Origin of the sequence: Marinobacter flavimaris, assembly GCF_002933295.1 — a bacterium.
In the GTDB taxonomy this organism is placed as follows: domain Bacteria; phylum Pseudomonadota; class Gammaproteobacteria; order Pseudomonadales; family Oleiphilaceae; genus Marinobacter; species Marinobacter flavimaris.
Map to the genome: position 1 here is coordinate 272,583 of NZ_PSSW01000003.1, position 17,313 is coordinate 289,895.

Here is a 17,313-nt window from a genome sequence, read left to right on the forward strand (position 1 = left end):
CTTTCCGGCTCAGAGGCCCTTGCCACTGGCGACGGCGGTGCTGAGCAGGTCGCCGGCCTTGCCGGAACGGGCCCTATGCTGCCATTTCCTTGCCCAGCCCAGCACCTCGGTTGCCGGCATGGGGCGGGCGATCCCGTAGCCCTGCACGAAATTGCATCCCATCTGCCTGAGTGTCCGGGCGTGTTCCATGGTTTCAACGCCTTCGGCCAGAACCGGGTGGGCGAACCGCTGGGCCAGGAAGATCACGCTCTCAACGATGGCGCGGTCGCCGGCATCCTCAAGCATGTTGCGAACAAAACTCTGGTCGATCTTGATGATGTCCACCGGAAGCGTACGCAGGTAGGTCAGGGATGAGAAACCGGTGCCAAAATCGTCCAGCGCCACCTGAAGACCGAGACTCTGGCAGCGCGCCAGAACGTTGCTGGCCCGCTGGGTGTCCTCCAGTGCAGTCGATTCGAGAACCTCCAGCGTGATCTGGCCGGGTGCCACCTCCGGGTGGCTGTGCAGGTAACTCTCCAGGTAGTCGGCAAATGAGCGGTCCATCAGGTGCGGAGCGCTGATGTTAATGCTGATCGCCAGATTCTCTCCCGCTTCCTTCCAGGCGTTCATCTGGTGAATGGCTTCTTTCAATACCCACTGTCCCAGTGGTACTTCAAGGTGACTGTTCTCGACAATCGGCAGAAATTCGCCCGGTGAAACCAGCCCTTTCTGGGGGTGGTTCCAGCGGATCAGCGCCTCAAAACCGAAAAGTTCGCAATCCGTGACACGGATCTGGGGCTGGAAAAACAGCTCGAACTCCTCGTTTTCCAGGGCCCTGGAGATTTCCATCAACTGATTGCGCCGGTTCCGGCGATGCTCGTCCAGGCCGGGATCGAACAAGTGATACTGATTGCGGCCTTTTTCCTTGGCGGAGTACATGGCCTGATCGGCATGCCGAATCAGACCTTCGGCGTCTGATCCATCTTCCGGGTAGCGGGTAATGCCGAGGCTGGCCGTGAGTGAAACATTCTGATCGCCCACCGTTACCGGATCGCCGACGGTGGCCAGAATGCGCTGATAAACCGCTTCGTGGTTGTCATCGCCCTGCAGCAGGAGGACAAATTCGTCGCCACCGATCCGGGCAACGGTGTCGCCGCTGCGCAGCGCACGGGTCAGTCGCTCGGCCAGGGTGCGCAGGGTCTGGTCACCGGCCGACTGCCCCCATTTGTCATTGATACCCTTGAAGCCGTCGAGGTCCAGATAGCACACCGACACGCTGCGATGTTGCCGGTCGGCGTGGCTGCGGGCTGTGCGCAGTCGCTCTTCCAGCAACTGGCGGTTTGGCAGGCCGGTCAGATCGTCGTAGTTGGCCGCCCGGTCGAGTTCGCGCGCATGGTTCTTGAGTGCGGTGATGTCCGAGAAGGCCGCCACATGGTAATACTGCCCGGGTTCTTCCAGATGCACGCGGCTGATGGATAGCAGCTCCACAAACTCTTCACCGTTTTTCCGACGGTTCCAGATTTCGCCCCGCCAGTGGTCGGTTTTCTCGATGGTGCGCCACATGGACCGGTAGTATGCCCCGGAATGTCGGCCGGAGCTGAGAATCGCCGGGTTGAGGCCCAGAACCTCCTGCCGGCTATAGCCGGTAATCCGCGAAAACGCGGGATTCACATCCAGGATCCGGTTCGACTGGTCGGTGATCAGGATGGCTTCGTGGCTGCGGTCGAACACGCTGGCCGCGATCCGCAGGCCCCGCTCGCTGTTCTTCCTGTCGGAGATGTTGTTCTGAATGGCGATATAACCGGGGGCAACGCCCTGCTCTGTACCTATCGGAACGCAATAGGTATGCACCCAGTAGGGCTGTCCGGCTTTGGTGTAGTGAAGAATGTCTTCTTCAATGATTTCGGCCCGATGCAGCTTCTGGTTAATGCGCTTGATGGTTTCGGGGTCGGTGTCCGGCCCGTAAAGCACTTCCTTTGGGAGGCATCCGCGCACCTCCTCAAGCTGATACCCCGTGTGTTCCTCAAAGCTGGGGTTAACCCATTCAATGCGGCCGGCATCATCCAGCATCACCAGAAAATTGGGCGTAGCCGCCGCAACCATGGCCAGGCGCTTGGGGTCGATGTCTGAGGGTGGTGTAATCGTCGTGGGGGATCTGGGCATGAGAGTCAGTAATTTGAGTTTCCGGTCTTTAAATTAATGAACTCTCCTCCCTGTGAGACCTGTTCGAGCGGCCGCATATGCTACCGCAATACCCCTGAAAAACCATGGGTAAATGGTCTAGGTGAATTGATAAATGTCAGTTTTGCGCCAAATACCTATGGGTACCGGTCAACGCCAGCGCGAGTGCTTCTGGAGCTTTCGTTGCAGGGTACGTCGATGCATGTTCAGGGCGCGGGCGGTGGCAGAGACGTTGCCCTCGTTTTCGTTGAGAACCCGCTGGATGTGCTCCCACTCCATTTCCTCGACCGAGGGCGGCTCCGCCCGGAGATCCGGCGGTGCATCAATCGGCTCGAATCCGGCCAGCAGCTGGTTGACCGTTACCGGTTTGCACAGATAGTTCACCGCGCCGCGGCGCATGGCTTCGACCGCCGTGGCGATACTGCCGTAACCGGTCAGCACCAGGATTTCCAGATCCGGATGCATGTCCAGAATCTCTGGCAGAAGCTGCAGGCCGCTTTCGCCGGCCAGGTTCAGATCCAGTACGCACCGGTGAAAGGTTCCCTCCAGCAGGGCGGTTTTTGCTTCCTGATGCCCGTGGGCAAGCTGTGCTTCGATGCCCTGGCGTCCGAGTGAGCGCTGAAGCACCTGCAGAAAGGCGTCGTCGTCATCAATAAGCAGCCACGCCTGTTGTTTGCTCACGCCTGTTCTCCCGCTAGGCCGTTGGTCGCTGCCGTTATCGGCAGCTCTATGATGATGGTGGTACCGTCCGCACTACCCCGGGCTTTCAGTGTGCCTCCAAGACGCTGGATGGTGGCGTTGGAAAGGAAAAGGCCAACTCCGAGCCCATTCTCCGAACTGACTACCTTGTCCCCGAGCGTACCTTCCGGGGTGGATTCCAGGCCATCACCATGGTCCTCGACAACCAGTTCCAGCCGGCCATCGGCACCCTCACTGGCTGCAACGGCGACCCAAGACGGGCTGGCTGTTACTGCGTTGGCCAACACATTCAGAACGGCCTGATCAAGGGTGGCGTCCACGGCAACCGAGCAGTCCGACATAGGCTGACGCCATTCAATGGCGGCACCCGGCCAAAGCAGGGTAGCGGATTCCCGAAGACGTGCCACCCAGTCCCGGGCTGGCAGGGTTTCCAGTTGCGCGGTCTTGGCCTGCACGGCCGCCGAAGACAGCTGTTGCAGGTGGGTCGTGCACAGGCCCAGTTGACTTTCCATCAGTGCGAGGTCGTCGGCAATGGGGTCGCCGACCGGGGCAGCGGATTTCATTTCCTCCACCAGCAGCGTCATGGTGTTCAGCGGCGTCCCCAGGCGATGTGCCACTGCAGCAGCCGACAGTCCGAGGGCGATGATCTGCTCATCTCGCAGCCGGGTTTCCCGTATCTGTGCGAGCTGGGCCTGTTGCTGGCGCAGGCGACGTGCCAGGGCACCGACAACCAGCAGCAGGATGGCAGCGGTTGTGGCGAAGGTCACCCACATGCCGACCAGATGTAACTGGGCCAGGTTGGCGTTGTGATGTCCATGGGTGACCGGCGTATGCCAGATCACCAGGGAGGTGTAAACCGCAACGCCGGCGACGGTAACGGCAATGCTCTGGCCCAGTGGCACCAGCACAATGGCAACGGCGATAGGCAGCAGCAACAGGGAAACCAGGGGGTTGGTATAGCCGCCCGTCAGGTAAAGCCAGACTCCGATCAAAAGCAAATCGACAATCAGCACCAGGCTGACGGCCTGTGTCGAACGCGGTGGGCGACGGGTAAACCAGAGCCAGGCCAGGGTTGCCATAACCCCATAGGCGAGGGGCAGGATAACCGCTTCAGCCCGATGGGCCAGGGTTACCATGGTTTCCGCCACGGCGATCGAGATCAGCTGTAGCGCAACAATAGCCAGACGCATGCCCAGCAGATAGCGGGCAGTCTGTTGAAATCCGGTCTGTGAGTGGGTCAGCCATTCCATAGCGGGCATTCTAGCGTTTTTTTCCATCGGGATACGCGGTAATACCTCCGAGGGGATGCGGCATTTGGTCTCAGGCGCCGGCGCCGGCTGATGTTTATGATTGGCGCCAACTATCAGAGCTGGTCAGGATGAGGTTGTATGGCGACGGTAATTGGAACGCGTTTCATCGGATTGTGTGCTGCGGGATTGGTTTCCTTGCCCGCCGGAGTGTTGGCCCAGGAGAGTTCTCCCGACTTGCCGGTCATTCATGTTACTGAGGGGCAGAGCATAGAAGAGGCCTCGAGTACGTTGGCTTCAGAGCCCGTTGAACGTTTGTCCTCTGATCCGTCAGTGTCGCTCTCCCGAATGGGAGGTCGCGGCCTGGAACCGGTGATTCGTGGTCAAAGCCAGGAGCGGGTGGATGTGCTTCTGGACGGTATTCGCGTTGAAGGGGCCTGCCCGAATCGCATGGATCCCCCAACCAGTCGCCTGAGTTCGGCACTGGCGCCCTTGCTCGAGCTGCGCACCAGTAACCAGACCCTTCGCTGGGGCCCGATCACCGGTGGCCAGATTATTGCCACCACAGCAGCGCCTGTCTTCGATGATTCCGCCACCACAGGTCATTTGACGGTGGGCGGCGCGGACAACGGCAATGGCAAACTGGTCAATGGCAGTGCCGCAGTGGGGAGTGACAGTGCCTGGCTTCGGCTCGCAGGCGGTTACGACGAGGCGGACGATTACGAGGACGGCGATGGCAACGAAGTGCGCAGCGCCTACAAGAACTCTGAGGCCCGCCTCGATGCCGCGTGGAAGGCGGATAACGGGTTCTATATCAAAGGCCTGGTAAGCCGTCAGGAGGAGCGGGACGTGAAATACGCCGGCTCCGGCATGGATGCGCCGAAAACCGATACCGACATCATGCGACTGGAGCTGGGCTCGCCCGTGGCCAACGGCAACTGGAACCTGCTGGCCTGGCAGGCCGATGTTGATCACATCATGGATAATTTCAGTCTCCGTGAGTCCATGATGAAAATGCTGACCGATTCCGAGACCGAAACCCGGGGCCTCCGTCTGACCCTGGATCAGAGTCCGGATGCCAGAACAGACTGGGCCATTGGTGCGGATGTCGAGACCAATAACTGGCACGCCGAACGGTTTGGCGGCGCGAATCTGGATACGCTGACGTCGGTACTCTGGCCCGACGTGGATCGAGACCGTTTCGGCCTCTTCGCTGAGCGCTTCTACCGGGTAACCCCGGCGTTAAAACTGGGTGGTGGCGTGCGCTACGATCGCGTGGAAATGTCCGCTGGGGCCGCCGATCAGGTGTTTGGTAGTGGCATGATGGCCATGTCTGCCGCCGATGCCTACGAGGCGATCTACGGCACTACCAACACCGATGCGAGCGATGACAACTTCAGTGGCTTTGTAAGCAGCGATTGGCGGTTTTCCCCCATCCAGTCGCTGGTGGTTACGGCAAGCCATAGCGTCCGCAGCCCGGGCGTGACTGAACGCTACATTGCCAGCTGGAACAATATGGATCCGGCAAGACGCTGGGTAGGCAACCCTTCTCTCGACCCTGAGACGCATCGCAAGGTGGAAGTGGCGATGCCTGGCCAGAGCAACGGCTGGCACTGGCGCCCGGCCGTGTGGGTGGATCAGGTGGATGACTTCGTCCTGCGCACTCGCAATGTGGATCAGGTCAGCGTCTACCGCAATATCGATGCGCGGCTGATGGGTGTTGAGGCTCAGCTTGGGTGGAGCAACGGCACCTGGAGCACCAACAGCAGTCTGGCCTCGGTACGAGGTGAAAACCGTGACGAAAACAAACCCCTGCCGCAGATTCCGCCGGTGCAGTTTATTCAGACTCTTGGCTGGCAGCACATGGGGCATGGCATTGAACTGGAGTGGGTGCTGGCCCGCCGACAGGACCGGGTGGATCTGGAATCCGGCCAGGATCCCGGCACCTCGCCAGGCTACGGCGTGCTGAACCTGTCCGGGAGCCACCCGCTCGCCGACTATCTGAGCATCAGCTGGGCAGTGGATAACCTGTTCGACAATACCTGGGCGCCCCACGTTAGCAGGGCCAATACTGATCCATTCAATCCCGAAGCCGTAAGAGTTAATGAGCCTGGCAGGACCCTGCGTGCCGCACTGACAGCCAGGTGGTAAGACCTTGCATGGCGGTTACCCGCTTCTCATAGCCGGCGGGTGACATTCTTGCCCCGAGTGGAAACAACTCCTCCACCCGGGGCTTTTTTATGGTTGATTAAAAATTGCGCTATCTCAATTCAGGAAGCGGCGGGCTGCACTATGCTGGCCTCATGCAGATCTGGACCAGTGGCCATCAGCCGCTGAGGCTGTGTTTGGCTCCTTGAGGTTCCCGGAAGGAACCTGTCTGCACAATGCGATTCACGAAAGGAGACGCATCGTGACTGAAGACGAAAAATTGCCAGAAAACCCTGAAACCGACCTTGCTTCCCGATTCCCCACCGCCTACACCATTCTTTTCGGCCTGATTATTCTGGTGGCCGCGCTGACCTGGCTTATTCCGGCCGGGCAGTACGAGCGCGCCATGAATGAAGAGGTTGGTCGGGAAGTGGCAGTTCCGGGCACCTACCAGACCGTTGATCCGAATCCTCAGGGGTTCGTTGATGTCCTGATGGCACCCACAGCCGGGTTCTACGACCCCGACAGTTACGTTGCCAATGCCATCGATGTCGCCATGTTTATACTGTTCCTGGGTGGTTTCCTCGGTGTGATGAATGCGACCGGAGCTATTGATACCGGCATTCGCAGCGCGATGCGGCATCTGAAAGGCCATGAGATCTGGATGATTCCGATACTGATGGTGCTCTTCGCCATCGGTGGCACCACCTACGGGATGGCAGAGGAGACCCTGGCTTTTTACGCCATTCTGATTCCCGTGATACTTGCGGCCGGCTACGACGCCGTTACAGGCGTTGCCATCATCCTGATCGGAGCCGGGATCGGCGTATTGGGCTCAACCATCAACCCGTTCGCCACGGTGATTGCAGCCAATGCTGCTGGAATACCGTTCACCGACGGCATCGTGCTGCGTTTCATTCTGCTGATCGGCGGCCTGTTGATCTGTATCGGCTACGTTATGAGATATGCCCATCGCGTAAAAACCGACCCCTCGCGCTCGGTGGTGGCAAAGCAATGGGCAGCGCACAAGAAACTGTTTCTGCAGGGAGGTGACCAGGAGATTCACAGCGCCACCCTGACAACCACCCAGATTATTGCACTGGTTATCTTTGCCCTGACCTTTGCCGTGATGATCTGGGGTGTGTCATCCCAGGGCTGGTGGATGGCCCGGATGGGCTCTCTGTTCTTTGGTGCAGCCATTGTGATCGGCATCATCGCACGACTGGGTGAAAAGAAACTGACCGGCAGTTTTGTCGATGGTGCCCGGGATCTCCTGGGTGTTGCGCTGGTGGTCGGCCTGGCCCGCGGCATTGTGGTGATCATGGAACAGGGCATGATCGCCGATACCATCCTGCACAGCGCCGAAACCTCGCTGGGTGGCCTGCCGGAACTGGCCTTTATCAACCTGATGTTCTGGATCGAGGTGGGCATGAGTTTCTTCGTGCCGTCGTCCTCTGGCCTGGCCGTCCTGTCCATGCCGATCCTCGCGCCGCTGGCGGATTTTGCCAACGTCGGGCGGGATCTGGTGGTGACTGCCTACCAGTCTGCCAACGGCCTGGTGAACCTGATCAATCCCACCTTTGCGGTGGTGGTTGGCGGGCTTGCCATCGGGCGCGTGTCCTACGATCGCTGGCTGGCCTTTATCTGGCCCTTACTGCTCATTCTGACCGTGTTTATCACTGTGGTTATCAGCGTCGGCACACTTTTGTGACCCCCGCTGTGGCCCTGCGACAAAAGGAGTTTTGTCATGTCTGAACAAACACTTGGAGTGCACTCTGAGACCGGGACTCTGCGCCAGGTCATCATCTGCCGGCCGGGGCTGGCGCACCGGCGGTTGACGCCGTCCAACTGCGATGCCCTGTTGTTCGATGATGTGTTCTGGGTCAAGCAGGCCCAGAAAGATCATGACGTGTTTGCCAGCGTGATGCGTGGTCGGGGCGTGGAGGTGCTGGATGTCAACGAGTTGCTGGCGGAAACGCTGGCCAATCCCGAGGGACGTGCCTGGATTCTCGATCACCGGATCAACTGGAACCACATCGGCGTGGGCATGGTGTCGGACCTGCGCGCCTGGATGGATGAACTGCCCGAAAAGGCGCTCGCCGAATTCCTGATTGGTGGTCTGGAGGTGGGGGATCTGCCATTCGATCCCGTTGGACTGTTCGGCAACCACCTCGGGCGTTTCGGATTCGTGCTGCCGCCGCTGCCCAACTTCCTGTTCACCCGGGATAACAGCGCCTGGGTGTATGGCGGGGTTACTCTCAACCCGATGTATTGGGTTGCCCGCAAGCCTGAGACCCTGCTGATGGCCGCTATCTACCGATTCCACCCGAAATTCGCCGGCAAGGTGAACGTGCACTGGGGCGATCCTCTGGAAGATCATGGACTGGCAACCCTGGAGGGTGGGGACATCATGCCGCTGGGGAACAGAACGGTTCTGGTAGGCATGGGCGAGCGATCCTCTCCCCAGGCCATCGGGCAACTGTCAAAAGCACTCTTTGATGGCGGAATGGTGGATCGGGTAATCGCCTGTCAACTGCCCAAAACCCGGTCGGCCATGCACCTGGACACCGTGTTTACCTTCTGTGGTGGCAACGTGGTCACTGCCTTCAAGGAAGTGGCGGATGCCGTGATCTGCTACGACCTGCGCCCCGGTGAGGGAGCAAAAACACTGGCGTTCAATCAGGACTCGCGGCATCTGTTTGAGGTGGTCGCGGAGATTCTCGGTTACCCGGCCCTGGAGGTCGTGCCAACCGGCGGTGACACGCCGGAAGAGCGCGAGCGGGAGCAGTGGAACGACGGCAACAATGTGCTGGCCCTGAGCCCGGGTGTTGTTGTCGGTTACGACCGCAACGACGATACCAACGCGGCGCTTTCGGCGGCGGGCATCGAAGTTCTGGCAATACCCGGCGCCGAGCTGGGCCGTGGCCGGGGCGGCGGTCGGTGCATGAGTTGCCCGACCATCCGGGACGCTATCTGACAGCCAGGGAGAAACGCTATGGCATTCAATCTCAAGAACCGACACTTCCTTACCCTGCGGGATTTCAGCCCCAGGGAAATCGCTTTTTTGCTGAAGCTGTCTGCGGATCTGAAGACGGCCAAGTACGCGGGCACCGAAGTGCCCAAGCTCGAAGGCAAGGACATCGCCCTGATCTTCGAGAAGAATTCCACGCGGACCCGGGTCGGGTTTGAAGTTGCTGCCTTCGACCAGGGGGCGCGGGTAACCTACCTGGGGCCGACCGGAACCCACATTGGCCATAAGGAATCGGTTAAGGACACCGCCCGGGTTCTTGGCCGGGTTTACGATGCCATTGAGTATCGGGGGTTCGGACAATCGGTTGTGGAAGAGCTGGCACAGTACGCCGGCGTGCCGGTCTACAACGGGCTCACCAATGAATTTCACCCCACCCAGATACTGGCGGATTTCCTGACCATGCAGGAGCATGTGGAAAAGCCGTTGCGGGATGTGGCCTACGTGTTCATTGGCGATGCCGCCAACAACATGGGCGACAGCCTGCTGATTGGTGGCGCCAAGATGGGCATGGACGTGCGCTTGTGCGCACCAAAAGCCTGCTGGCCTGGCCAGGCCGTTCAGGAAGAGGCCCAGGCGCTGGCGGCTGAAACCGGAGCCCGCATCACCATCACGGAGGATGTTGACGCCGCCGTTGCGGGAGTCGATTTCGTGTATACCGATGTCTGGGTCTCGATGGGCGAGCCAAAGGAAAAATGGGCCGAACGGATCAAACTGCTGATGCCTTACCAGGTGAATGCGGCCTTGATGGCCAAGACCGGCAATCCACGGGCGCGTTTCATGCACTGTCTGCCGGCCTTTCACAACACCGAAACCGTGGTGGGCAAGGAGATTCAGGAGACCTATGGCATTGACGCCATGGAGGTGACTGAAGAGGTTTTCGAAAGCCCCGCTTCGATTGTTTTCGATCAGGCCGAGAACCGCATGCATACCATCAAGGCCGTCCTCGTGGCGACCCTGGGAGGCTGACATGCTGGTTGTGGCAGCGTTGGGGGGAAATGCCCTCCTGAAACGCGGGGAGCCGCTGACTGCGGAGGTTCAGCGCAACAATGTGCAGATTGCGGCCCGATCTCTGGCCGCAGTTGTCCGGGCCGGCCACGATCTGGTGGTTACCCATGGCAACGGGCCCCAGGTGGGGCTGCTGGCTTTACAGGGCGCTTCCTACAAACCGGATGAGGCTTACCCGCTGGATGTCCTGGGAGCGGAAACCGAGGGCATGATCGGCTACATGATCGAACAGGAGCTGGAGAACGCCCTGGGACATGACCGGCCTGTCGCAACCTTGCTGACTCAGGTCGTGGTGGATCCCAGAGACCCGGCTTTTGAAAAGCCGACCAAGTTTGTGGGCCCGGTCTATGACCGGGAAGAGGCAGAGCGCCGGGCAGCCGCTGCGGGCTGGAGCATTGCGCCGGACGGCGACAAATGGCGCCGGGTGGTGCCTTCTCCTAAGCCCCTGGAAATACCGGACATGCGCGTACTGAAGTTGCTGCTCGACCAGGGCGTGGTTGTGGTGTGTGCCGGGGGTGGCGGAATACCGGTGCTGCGCAGGGACGACGGCAGCATGGTCGGCATTGAGGCGGTCATCGACAAGGATGCCGCCAGTGCCTTGTTGGCCAGGCAACTGGGTGCGGAGGCGTTGCTCCTGCTAACGGATGTTGAGGCGGTTTACCGGGATTTCGGGACCGACCGGTCGACGGCGCTTTCGGAATTGACAGTGTCAGAGGCACGGGCCCTGGAGATGCCTGCCGGCTCCATGGGTCCGAAACTGCAGGCCGCCTGCGATTTTGCCCAGGCTGGCGGGATCAGCGGCATCGGGCGCCTCCAGGATGCCGTGGCTATACTTGAGGGATCGGCGGGCACTCGCGTATCGGCCGGCTAGCTGTTCCTTCCGTGTTTTCCGGGTGCAGATTCTGATAATCTTTTGTTATTAGGTAATAACCAGAATTTTCCGGAGGTGCCTCATGGGGCGAATGGCTGCCGCAGGATTGCTTGTAACTCTCGGCCTGCTGGCCCAGGCGGCGCTCGGACAGCAGGCGTCGCCTTCCCGACCGGCGACGACTGCGGTCGTCGAGCGCAGCGAGCTGCACGAAACCGTGCACCTCGATGGCGTCATCGAAGCCGTACAGCAGAGTACCGTCTCGGCCCAGACCAGCGGCACCGTCCAGAGCCTGCCCTTTGATGTGGATGATTCCGTGGCTGCCGGCGACCTGATTGTCCAGCTGGAGGACAGTGAACAGCGGTCCCGTCTGCGCCAGGCCGAGGCCGGGCTTGAGGAGGCCGAGGCGGCATTGGCGGATGCTGGGCAGCGCTTTGAGCGTATTGAAACGGTACACGAGCGTGGCCTTGTGTCCCGGCAGGAATTCGACCAGGCCCGCAACAACCTTGCCGCTGCCAGGGCCCGGGTCGAGCGCGCCCGGGCTTCGGTTTCCGAGGCGCAGGAGCAACTCTCCTATACCCGTGTGCTGGCACCCTACGGTGGCATTCTTACCGAACGGCATGTCGAAGTCGGAGAAGCGGTCAACCCCGGCCAGCCGCTGCTCAGCGGCTTGTCCCTGGAGCAGCTCCGGGTTGTGGTGGATCTACCCCAGAAGTATGCCGAACTGGCCCGCATGGAGCGTCAGGCCCAGGTCACCCTGGCTGATGGCCGGGTGCTGGAAACCGGTGAGATGACCTTCTACCCCTATGCCGATCCGCAAACTCACACCTTCCGTCTGCGGATGCGGCTGAGTGAGCCCAATGGCTCGCTGTTTCCCGGCATGCTGGTGAAGGTCAGTGTGCCGGTTGCCAGCCGCGAGACCCTGTGGGTCCCGTTCAGCAGCCTGATTCAACGCAGCGAGCTCCGGGCGGTATTTGTGCTCGATGATCAGGATCAGCCCAGGCTGAGGCAGGTTCGCACCGGGGTGCGGGACAATGGCCGGCTGGAGATTCTTGCGGGCCTGAGCGAGGGCGAGCGGGTAGTCACAAACCCGTCTGTCCTGGTGGGCAGCGAGCGCCTGAATCCGCTTGAAAGAACGGGCGAGGAGTCGAGCCCGTGAGCCGTGATTTGCCGCCCGTTGGCCCCTCCGGCGCCATTGCCCGAGTCTTCCAGGACAACCACCTGACACCGTTGCTGGCCATTCTGGCGATCATTCTTGGCGTGCTGGCTGTGGTGGTCACACCCAAAGAGGAAGAACCCCAGATTGACGTCACCATGGCCGATATCATGGTGGCGTTTCCGGGCGCCAGCACCCGGGAGGTGGAAAGCGCGATCGCCACGCCGGCAGAACAGGTGATGAGCGAGATCAAGGGCGTCGAGCATGTCTATTCCGTGTCCCGCCAGGGCCAGGCGGTGATCACGGTGCAGTTCGAGGTGGGCATCCCGCGGCAGGAAGCCCTGGTCAGGCTCTACAATCAGGTGTATTCCAACCAGGACTGGTTGTCGCCCAACCTGGGCGCTGCCCAGCCGGTGGTCAAGCCCAAGGGCATTGATGATGTCCCGGTGATGACACTCACTCTCTACGATCCGGTCAACGGGCATACGGGGGAGGAACTGACTCGCCTGGCGCACATGCTGGAAGTCGCCCTGAAACGGGTCCCCGGCACCCGGGATGTCTATACCACCGGCGGGATCCCGGATCGGGTCGATATCCGGTTCGATCCGGCGTTGCTGGCGGGGTTCAACCTCACCATCGATGACATCCGGAACGCCCTGATGGCGGCCAACACCAGCAGCCAGGAGGCACGGATTGCCCGGGACAACCTGTCGATACCGGTCCAGGCCGGAACGCTGCTGGAAACCGTGGAGGATGTCCGGCGCCTTGTTGTGGGCATGCACAATGGCTCCGCGGTGTACCTGGAGGACGTGGCGCAGGTCCGCCGGGGAGGCACCGTGGCGGACCAGAGTGTAATGACCGGATTCGGGCCGGCCCGGGAAGCCGGCGTGGCTGGCCAGCCCGGCGAGGTTTATCCGGCAGTTACCCTGGCCATCGCCAAGAAGCCGGGCGAGAACGCCATCAATATCACCACGGCCATTGAAGAGCGTCTGGACCAGCTGCGCAACCGGGCCCTGCCGGAATCGGTGGAAGTGCTGGTCACCCGGGACTATGGCGTAACCGCCTCCCAGAAAGCCCGCAAACTGATTACCGATCTGATCTCCGCCACTTTGTGCGTTGTGCTGCTGGTGCTGGCGGCCATGGGCTGGCGCCAGGCCGTGATTGTCGGCATCGCGGTTCTGATTACTCTGCTGCTGACCCTGGTGTTCTCCTGGGCATGGGGATTTACCTTGAACCGGGTGTCCCTGTTCGCGCTGATATTCTCCATCGGCATCCTGGTGGACGACGGCATCGTCATCACCGAGAACATCAATCGCCGGATCCAGAACTCCCGTCGTGCGGTCAAGGACATCATCCCGGTGGCCGTGGATGAAGTGGGCACGCCTACCATCATGGCCAGTCTCACCATCATGGCGGCGCTGATTCCGATGGCGTTTGTCAGTGGCCTGATGGGCCCCTACATGAGCCCGATTCCGATCAATGCCTCCGCGGGTATGGTGCTGTCCCAGATTGTCGCCTTCGTGGTGGCCCCCTGGCTGGCCTTCAGGCTTCTTAAACACAAGAAGGGGGAACAGGCTGCCGAAGCCGAGGAGGCGTCCAGCTCTGCGGATGGCGTCAGCCCGTTATCCCTGCGAATTTTCCGGACCATGCTCGGGCCATTTCTGGGTGATCATCCCTGGCGCCGCCGTTTGCTGGCACTGGGGGTGGTGGGTCTTACCCTCGTGGCTTCGTCATTGCCGGTGTTTCAGGCGGTGATCCTGAAGATGCTGCCCTTCGACAACAAGTCGGAACTTCAGGTTGTGGTCGACATGCCCGAGCGCACGCCCATGGAACAGACCCAGCGGGTGTTGCTGGATATGGGCAGCTACCTGGAAACGGTGGACGAAGTGGCCAACTGGCAAACCTACGCCGGCACCGCCTCACCCATCAATTTCAATGGCCTGGTGCGGCAGTATTACCTGCGTGGCGATCCCTACCACGGGGATATACAGATCAATCTCATGGATGAAGAGAGTCGGGACCGGTCGTCCCATACGATTGCACAATCCCTCCGGGACCCACTGACCGAAATCGGTGACCGGTACGGAGCCAGTGTGAAAATCGTCGAGGTGCCGCCCGGGCCGCCGGTACTGTCACCCGTGGTGGCCGAGATTTATGCGGTGGTTGAAACCCGCCGGGCAGAGCTGGCCCGGCAAGTGGCCGAAGGCATGACCAGCGTCGATGGCCTGGTGGATATCGACACCACCCTGGAGGCACCCACACGGCAGTGGGAAGTGGTGGTGGATCGGGACCGTGCGGCACGGCTCGGTGTTTCCCAGGCCCAGGTGGTCGGTGCCCTGCAGACCGTCCTGGGGGGAACCGGGGTCAGCTTCCTGCATGATGATCATGCCAAATACCCTGTTCCGATACGGGTGATTCTGGGTGAAGGCGACAAGGCCCAGCCATCGGTGCTGTTATCGCTGAAGGTGCGGAGTCGCAGCGGCGCACTGGTTCCTCTGGCAAGCATTGCGGGCGTACGCGAAGCCGACTGGATGGGGGCGATCTACCACAAGGATCTGCTACCGGTAACCTACGTGACAGCAGACATGGCGGGGGAGATCGATTCGCCGCTGTACGGCATGTTTGCCATGGTCGAGCGCCTGAACCAGCAAGCGGGGGCCCCGGAGCAGTATTTCATCGACCAGCCCCCATTGCCGGAAAAGGGCACGCTCAAATGGGACGGCGAATGGCAGATCACCTACGAAACCTTCAGGGACATGGGCGCGGCTTACAGCGTGGGTGTGTTCATGATCTTCGTTCTGCTGGTGGCGCAGTTCCGTTCCTATATTCTGCCGCTGGTGATCATGGCGCCCATCCCGCTGACCCTGATCGGCATCATGCCCGGCCATGCGCTGCTGGGGCGCGAGTTCACGGCCACCAGCATGATTGGCATGATTGCCCTGGCCGGGATCATCGTGCGCAACTCGATCCTGCTGGTGGTGTTTATCCGGCAGCTGATTGAGGAGGGTGTCGAGCTTGATGAGGCGGTGGTTCTGGCGGGCGCGGTGCGCATCAAACCCATCGCGTTGACGGCGATCTCGGCGATGGTGGGTGCTTACTTTATTCTGAACGATCCGATTTTTAACGGCCTGGCGATATCGCTGGTATTTGGCCTGGCCATGTCCACCTTGTTGACCGTTCTGGTGGTGCCACTACTTTATTACACACTGGCGCGTTGCAAGTGGGTGTGAGCTAAATTGATTACGCCTGGCAGGGAACCAGGGCGCTGTCGGAGCTGATGATGCGGTTACGTCCGGAATCCTTGGCGTGATAGAGGTGCTGGTCGGCCCGGCCGATCAGGCTGCGCAGATCGCCACCGTCCGGACCAAACTGGGCAATGCCGCCGCTGATAGTCAGGCCAATGGATTGGTCCTGATAGGGCACGGGGTGAGATTCAATCGCACCCCGGATCTTGTCTGCCACCCGATGAGCCTGGTCTGCGGTGGTGTTGGTGAGCAGAATGGCGAACTCCTCGCCACCCAGCCGGGTAGCCAGATCGGTTGCTCTGAGCGAAGCGCGCAGGGTGCTGGCGACATGCCTGAGCGCCAGGTCTCCGGCCTCGTGACCATGCTGATCATTGACCTGTTTGAAATGGTCCAGATCCAGTACCAGCACGGATAGTGGGGTTCCGTTACGGAGGCTGCGTTTGCGCTCCTGTTCAAACACATCGCTGAGGCGCGCCCGGTTGGCGAGGCCGGTCAGTGCGTCAGTTTGGGCCATTTTAAGCAGGCGTGATTCGGATTGCTCCCGAGTGATCTCGTAAATGTGAGAGAACGCGAGGATGGTCAGTGACATCAGCCCCATATTGGCAATAGGAAGGGGCTGTATCATGTCCGGAGCATCCTGGTATTTGAAAAAGAAGATCACGGCTGCCGTGCCCATGAACACGGCAGATACCAGCAGGCCCAGGCGCCGGCCCATCAGAAGGTGGGAAAGGATGGGAATCAACAGGACCCAGGCGAAGACCGTGGTGGTTGCCCGGGGTGATGTGAGTGCGAACATCATGGTGATGCAGAACGGCAGGATAAAGGCGAGAATCCAGCGTTCCAGGTGTCTCGTGTTGCCAATGGCCCAGAGGATGAAAACCGAGTAGCAGGCCATGCCAAGCTCGGCAAAGGCCAGGGGGTAATTCTCTCTCTGGACGTTGAGGGTAAAAAACAGCAGGCCGCTGATGGCGGTAAAGATCAGCAGCGTCTTCAGTACCGCTTTGCGGTAAGGACGGGCAAGGTGCTTCTGTGATTCCCTGTAGCTTTCCATGGGTCTGGTCTGAATGTCCGGCGCTCTGGGGCGATATGTACAAAGATAGTGCACATGCCGCAAGATCCGGGTATTAGATCAGAATCAATGCAAAGTAACCGTCGATCTTAGACTAAAGTCTAGCGGGTGGGCCAGTAACGCTGCATTTCCACGAACAAGAAGGAGGCGCTCCAGGTGATCAGAACCAGCCCGGAAAGCGCTTCTATGCCGGTGAGGAAACGCAGGATGCCAAAGGGTTCGACATCCCCGTAGCCGACGGTGGTAAATGTGGTGAAGGAGAAGTAGACGCAGTCCAGGATGCTGCCGCTGAAATTGCCGCCAAGTTCGCCCCAGCCCTCGGCATGGTGCATGAGATAAAAAGCACCGGCAAAGATCCAGACTTGCAGGGTGTGTGCGGCGAGAACGCCGAATACGGCGGCAATCGACCGGAACCGATGGCTCTGCCGCATTTTCGACAGGAGTCCACTCAAATTAATCAGTACTTCGTGGTGGATCAGGACCACGACGGCAACGATCAACCCGTTGATCAGCGTTGCGTTCAGGAGATTGACATGATGTTCTACTGCCAAGACAGATACTCTCCGTTGCCATGAATGGAGGATACACCGCGTAAAATTGACGCAGGACCCAGGCTTGTCCGATCCGAAAACGAGCCTTGATTGTATAGTAGTCTGAACCTAACAGCCCGACGGGCTTTTTTTAC

Annotated in this window: 12 protein-coding genes; 7 read left to right on the top strand and 5 right to left on the bottom strand. The window is 60.2% G+C overall.

All coding sequences use genetic code 11. From position 1 onward, the window contains the following. Window positions 1–9: 9 nt before the first annotated feature. From MDHKLMBL_RS07290 to MDHKLMBL_RS07300, 3 genes are all read right to left on the bottom strand, one after another. On the bottom strand, window positions 10–2,142 hold the full coding sequence (locus MDHKLMBL_RS07290) for a GGDEF and EAL domain-containing protein (RefSeq protein ID WP_104270464.1): 2,133 nt from the start codon (window positions 2,140–2,142) through the stop codon (window positions 10–12). Between the two features lie 168 nt (window positions 2,143–2,310). Further along, window positions 2,311–2,841 (bottom strand): response regulator transcription factor, encoded by a 531-nt coding sequence (locus MDHKLMBL_RS07295; RefSeq protein WP_104270465.1) that lies wholly within the window; start codon window positions 2,839–2,841, stop codon window positions 2,311–2,313. Next, the gene (locus MDHKLMBL_RS07300) at window positions 2,838–4,109 is read right to left on the bottom strand and encodes a sensor histidine kinase (RefSeq protein WP_104270466.1); all 1,272 of its coding nucleotides are present in this window, start codon (window positions 4,107–4,109) and stop codon (window positions 2,838–2,840) included. The genes MDHKLMBL_RS07295 and MDHKLMBL_RS07300 overlap by 4 nt, the downstream gene beginning before the upstream one ends. A 138-nt stretch (window positions 4,110–4,247) precedes the next feature. Between MDHKLMBL_RS07300 and MDHKLMBL_RS07305 the strand changes: the two genes are divergently transcribed. The 7 genes from MDHKLMBL_RS07305 to MDHKLMBL_RS07335 all read left to right on the top strand — a co-directional run bounded on the left by MDHKLMBL_RS07305 (window position 4,248) and on the right by MDHKLMBL_RS07335 (window position 15,544). Continuing rightward, entirely contained in the window at window positions 4,248–6,257 is a 2,010-nt protein-coding gene (locus MDHKLMBL_RS07305; protein WP_241956191.1) for a TonB-dependent receptor domain-containing protein, read from the top strand. A gap of 259 nt (window positions 6,258–6,516) precedes the next feature. Then, window positions 6,517–7,965: a YfcC family protein gene (locus MDHKLMBL_RS07310; protein ID WP_008177132.1), complete on the top strand. Its 1,449-nt coding sequence runs from the start codon at window positions 6,517–6,519 to the stop codon at window positions 7,963–7,965. A 36-nt stretch (window positions 7,966–8,001) separates the two neighbouring features. Next, window positions 8,002–9,231, top strand: a complete 1,230-nt coding sequence (locus tag MDHKLMBL_RS07315; RefSeq protein ID WP_104270467.1) for an arginine deiminase — start codon at window positions 8,002–8,004, stop codon at window positions 9,229–9,231. 18 nt (window positions 9,232–9,249) lie between these two features. Further along, on the top strand, window positions 9,250–10,251 hold the full coding sequence (locus MDHKLMBL_RS07320; RefSeq protein ID WP_104270468.1) for an ornithine carbamoyltransferase: 1,002 nt from the start codon (window positions 9,250–9,252) through the stop codon (window positions 10,249–10,251). 1 nt (window position 10,252) lies between these two features. Further along, window positions 10,253–11,161 (top strand): carbamate kinase, encoded by a 909-nt coding sequence (gene arcC / locus MDHKLMBL_RS07325; protein ID WP_104270469.1) that lies wholly within the window; start codon window positions 10,253–10,255, stop codon window positions 11,159–11,161. A gap of 82 nt (window positions 11,162–11,243) precedes the next feature. Further along, window positions 11,244–12,317, top strand: coding sequence for an efflux RND transporter periplasmic adaptor subunit (locus MDHKLMBL_RS07330; RefSeq protein WP_104270470.1), 1,074 nt, complete (start codon window positions 11,244–11,246; stop codon window positions 12,315–12,317). Beyond that, window positions 12,314–15,544, top strand: coding sequence for an efflux RND transporter permease subunit (locus tag MDHKLMBL_RS07335; protein WP_104270471.1), 3,231 nt, complete (start codon window positions 12,314–12,316; stop codon window positions 15,542–15,544). Before MDHKLMBL_RS07330 ends, MDHKLMBL_RS07335 begins: the two co-directional genes overlap by 4 nt. Before the next feature lie 10 nt (window positions 15,545–15,554). Here MDHKLMBL_RS07335 and MDHKLMBL_RS07340 read toward each other — a convergent pair whose 3' ends face one another. Next, on the bottom strand, window positions 15,555–16,610 hold the full coding sequence (locus MDHKLMBL_RS07340) for a GGDEF domain-containing protein (RefSeq protein ID WP_104270472.1): 1,056 nt from the start codon (window positions 16,608–16,610) through the stop codon (window positions 15,555–15,557). 119 nt (window positions 16,611–16,729) lie between these two features. After that, the gene (locus tag MDHKLMBL_RS07345; protein WP_104270473.1) at window positions 16,730–17,179 is read right to left on the bottom strand and encodes a potassium channel family protein; all 450 of its coding nucleotides are present in this window, start codon (window positions 17,177–17,179) and stop codon (window positions 16,730–16,732) included. Between the last annotated feature and the right edge of the window lie 134 nt (window positions 17,180–17,313).

Bases quoted from the DNA above. Each gene is read 5' to 3' on its own strand.
- arcC (WP_104270469.1), top strand. From the start codon at position 10,253: ATGCTGGTTGTGGCAGCGTTGGGGGGAAATGCCCTCCTGAAACGCGGG.
- MDHKLMBL_RS07300 (WP_104270466.1), bottom strand. From the start codon at position 4,109: ATGGAATGGCTGACCCACTCACAGACCGGATTTCAACAGACTGCCCGC.
- MDHKLMBL_RS07315 (WP_104270467.1), top strand. From the start codon at position 8,002: ATGTCTGAACAAACACTTGGAGTGCACTCTGAGACCGGGACTCTGCGC.
- MDHKLMBL_RS07290 (WP_104270464.1), bottom strand. From the start codon at position 2,142: ATGCCCAGATCCCCCACGACGATTACACCACCCTCAGACATCGACCCC.
- MDHKLMBL_RS07320 (WP_104270468.1), top strand. From the start codon at position 9,250: ATGGCATTCAATCTCAAGAACCGACACTTCCTTACCCTGCGGGATTTC.
- MDHKLMBL_RS07330 (WP_104270470.1), top strand. From the start codon at position 11,244: ATGGGGCGAATGGCTGCCGCAGGATTGCTTGTAACTCTCGGCCTGCTG.
- MDHKLMBL_RS07340 (WP_104270472.1), bottom strand. From the start codon at position 16,610: ATGGAAAGCTACAGGGAATCACAGAAGCACCTTGCCCGTCCTTACCGC.
- MDHKLMBL_RS07305 (WP_241956191.1), top strand. From the start codon at position 4,248: ATGGCGACGGTAATTGGAACGCGTTTCATCGGATTGTGTGCTGCGGGA.